This window comes from Kitasatospora putterlickiae (genome assembly GCF_039527695.1).
Lineage (GTDB): Bacteria > Actinomycetota > Actinomycetes > Streptomycetales > Streptomycetaceae > Kitasatospora > Kitasatospora putterlickiae.
In genome coordinates, this window is the sequence record NZ_BAAAKJ010000047.1 from 25,092 (window position 1) to 28,505 (window position 3,414).

Genomic DNA, 3,414 nt, shown 5'->3' on the forward strand with positions numbered 1-3,414 from the left:
CCCCCCGGCCCGTCCTCCTCGGCCCCCGCCCCGGTGACCGTCCTCGGCGCCGACGACGCCCGCCGGATCGCCCTGCGCGCCCAGGGCCTGCTCGGCGCCCCGGACCGCCGGGGCGGGGTGCGCGGAATGCTGCGCCGGCTCGGCTCCGTGCAGCTCGACACCATCTCGGTGCTGGCCCGCTCGCACGAGCTGGTCCCGTACGCCCGGCTCGGCGCGGTCGGCCGTCCGGCGGTCGAGGCGGCGTACTGGGGCTCCGGCAGCGGCTTCGAGTACTGGTCGCACGCCGCCTGCGTGCTGCCGGTCGAGGAGTGGCCGCTGTTCGCCTTCCGCCGCCGGGGCTACCGTGCCAAGGCGCACGTCTGGGGCAAGCAGGTCGACGCGGCGACGTACCGCACCGTGCTCGACAAACTGCGCGCCGAGGGCCCGCTCACCTCCACCGAGCTGGGCGGCGCCAAGAAGACCGCCGAGTGGTGGGACTGGTCGGACACCAAGATCGCGGTGGAGCGGGCGCTGGCCTTCGGGGACGTGGTCTGCACCGAGCGCCGGAGCTGGAAGCGCGTCTACGCCCTGGCCGAACAGGCCGTCCCCGCCGAGCTGTTCGCCGCCGAGCCGACGGACGAGGAGTGCCTGCGGACCCTGGTCGCGCAGTCCGGCGCGGCCCTCGGCGTGGCCACCCGGGCCGATCTGCTCGACTACCACCGGCTGCGCGCCGACCAGTTGGACGCGGTGCTGCCCGACTCCGGCCTGGTGCCGGTCCAGGTGGCCGGCTGGGGGCCGGACGGCTCCCCGGGCGCGGCCTGGGCCGACCCCGGGGCGCTCGCCGCGGCGCCGCGCGGACGCCACCGCACCACGCTGCTCTCGCCGTTCGACTCGCTGATCTGGGACCGCCCGCGCACCGAGCGGATCTTCGGCATGCTCCACCGGCTGGAGGCCTACACCCCCAAGCACAAGCGGGTGCACGGCTACTTCGCGATGCCGCTGCTGACCGGCGGGCGGCTGGTCGGCCGGGTCGATCCGGCCCGCGAGGGGCGCACGCTGGTGGCCCGTCAGATATCGCTGGACTCCCCCCGGCACCTGGAGGCGCTGGCCGGGGCGCTGCGCGAGGCGGCCTCCTGGGTGGGCTGCGACGGCGTCCGGATCGGGACGCTGCCCGACGAGGCGCTCCGCCCCCCGCTGGAGCGGCTGCTCGGCTGAGCGGCACGCGGGGGCGCGAAGCCGCGGCGGGGGCCCAACGGCCCCCGCGCTCACCCTATTTCGAGGATCTTCTCCCGCATCGCGTACACCACGGCCTCCATCCGGGAGTGCAGCTGGAGCTTCTCCAGGATGTTGCGCACGTGGTTCTTCACGGTGTTCTCGCTGATGAACAGCTCCTTGGCGATCTCCCGGTTGTTCATCCCGGTGGCCACCAGCTTCAGCACCTCCAGCTCCCGGTCGGTCAGCCGCGGCGCGGGCACCAACTCCCGCTCGTCGGACCGGCGCTGGATCATCGACTTGAACTCGGTGAGCAGCTTGGACGCCATCGACGGGCTGATCTGGGACTGCCCGTCGGCGACCGCGCGGATCGCGGTGGCGACCTCGTCGGTGGAGATCTCCTTGAGCAGGTACCCGGTGGCGCCCGCCTTGATCGCCTCGTAGAGGTCGGCCTCCTCGTCGCTTATCGTCAGCATGATGATCTTGGTGCTGGGCGCGACGTCCTTGATCGCGGTGCAGGCCTCGATCCCGCTGCGGCGCGGCATCCTGACGTCCATGAGGATGATGTCCGGCAGCAGGTCGGCGGCCTTGAGCACCGCCTCGGCGCCGTCCCCGGCCTCACCGACGACGGTGATGTCCTCCTCCTCGGCCAGCACGATCTCCAGGCCGCGGCGGAACAGCGCGTGGTCGTCCACCACCAGGACGCGGATCGGCTCCCCCCGGCGCAGGGCGTACTCGGGCTCCGCCCCCGGGCCGGGCGACACCCCCGCGACCGGCCCCGTTGCGGGCCCCAGCCCGAAGTGATCCCCCATCCGCTCCTCCCCCGTCGCCGGTCGTCGTGCGCCAATCATTCCACGGCCGGAGCACCCTTCGGTCACCCTCCGGCGCCGATCGGCCCGCATCGGGTGACCTGTGCGACGGCCCGGCGGCGCGGGGAACCGGCCCCGGAACGCCGGTGACCCCGGCGGCACCGGCCACCGGGGTCACCCTCCCATGCTGCTCGGACGGTCAGTCCTCGTCGTCGCCCGCGCCGATCGCACCGCCGGCGCCACCCGCCTCGACGGTCGAGCCGTCGGCCTTCAGGTGGATCACACCGTAGTGGTAACCGTGCCGGCGGTAGACGACGCTCGGCAGGCCGCTGTCCTTCTCCACGAAGAGGTAGAAGTCGTGACCGACCAGTTCCATCTCGTAGAGCGCCTGGTCGAGCGCCATCGGGGCGGCCGGGTGCGTCTTCTCCCGGACCACCAGCGGGCCTTCGCCCTCCACTTCCAGGGATCCCATCATGGTCTTGCGGACGGCCCCGTTGGTCGCGCTCTCCGACGGCGGCGTCTCGGGCAGCGCGGCCAGGGCCGCGGTCGCCTCGGCGACGCTGATCGGGGTGCGGCCGTTGCCGCCCTTGTGGACCCGACGCCGGTCCGCGGACTTGCGCAGCTGGGCGTCGAGCTTCGCCGAGGCCAGGTCGAGCGCCGCGTAAGGGTCGGCGGCGGCGGCCTCGGCCCGGATCACCGGACCACGGGTACGGAGAGTGATCTCCACGCGGTCCGACCTGTCGGCCTGCCGCGGGTTGTGTTCCTTGGACACCTCGACATCGAGGCTGATCGCCTTGGTGTCGAACTTCTGGACCTTCTCCAGCTTCTCGGCCACGTGATCCCGGAACCTCTTGGGCACCTCGGTCTTGCGGCCCTTGACAACGATGTCCACGCAGAACTCCGATCCCTCGTTCTGTCGCCGGTCCGGGTGCTACCGGACCGGACTGAGACCAGCCGGACCAGCCAATCCTTCCGCCGGCCCTCCGTCCCACCGGAAACGGTGGGAACGACTGGCCCTCACCTCACTTCCTCCCCATCAGGGACGGTTGAAACCCCCTGGGGCTCATCGAACACCTCACACGGAGTTTTCGCCTCCCCAGCGGAGAGTTCGGGTATGACGGACTAATGGGGCGGGCCGTCAACCCGTTGCCCACCGTCTACCCTCCTGCGAGTGAAACACAGGTAAATACCTGGACAACACCCCCCGTACGGCGCATTCTTTGCTCACTCTCCGTTCCGAGACCGGGAGGAGCAGTCGTGCCGCCGACCTCCGCACCACCCCCGCCGCAGTCCGCCCAAGGGCCGTTCGCCCACGCCCTGGCCGGGCTGCTCGACGTGCTGGTCCCGGCCTCCTGCGCGGGCTGCGGCGCCGACCGCGGCCGGCTCTGCCCGGGCTGCCGGCACCTCCTCGCCA

At 72.3% G+C, this 3,414-nt stretch carries 3 protein-coding genes; 1 reads left to right on the forward strand and 2 read right to left on the reverse strand.

Features of this window, described 5'->3' with window-relative positions; translation table 11 throughout:
- On the forward strand, positions 1-1,194 hold a 1,194-nt coding region (locus ABD308_RS05870), incomplete at its 5' end, for a winged helix-turn-helix domain-containing protein (protein WP_425554699.1).
- 50 nt (positions 1,195-1,244) lie between these two features.
- On the opposite strand, the gene ABD308_RS05875 is transcribed toward ABD308_RS05870, so the two are convergent.
- Both ABD308_RS05875 and hpf read right to left on the reverse strand, forming a co-directional pair.
- Positions 1,245-2,003, reverse strand: a complete 759-nt coding sequence (locus ABD308_RS05875; protein WP_380761436.1) for a response regulator — start codon at positions 2,001-2,003, stop codon at positions 1,245-1,247.
- A gap of 196 nt (positions 2,004-2,199) precedes the next feature.
- Positions 2,200-2,892: a ribosome hibernation-promoting factor, HPF/YfiA family gene (gene hpf / locus ABD308_RS05880; protein ID WP_344327871.1), complete on the reverse strand. Its 693-nt coding sequence runs from the start codon at positions 2,890-2,892 to the stop codon at positions 2,200-2,202.
- Positions 2,893-3,414: the final 522 nt, after the last annotated feature.

What these genes read in the sequence shown, in the direction of transcription:
- ABD308_RS05875 (WP_380761436.1), bottom strand. Translation starts at nt 2,003, where the DNA reads ATGGGGGATCACTTCGGGCTGGGGCCCGCAACGGGGCCGGTCGCGGGG.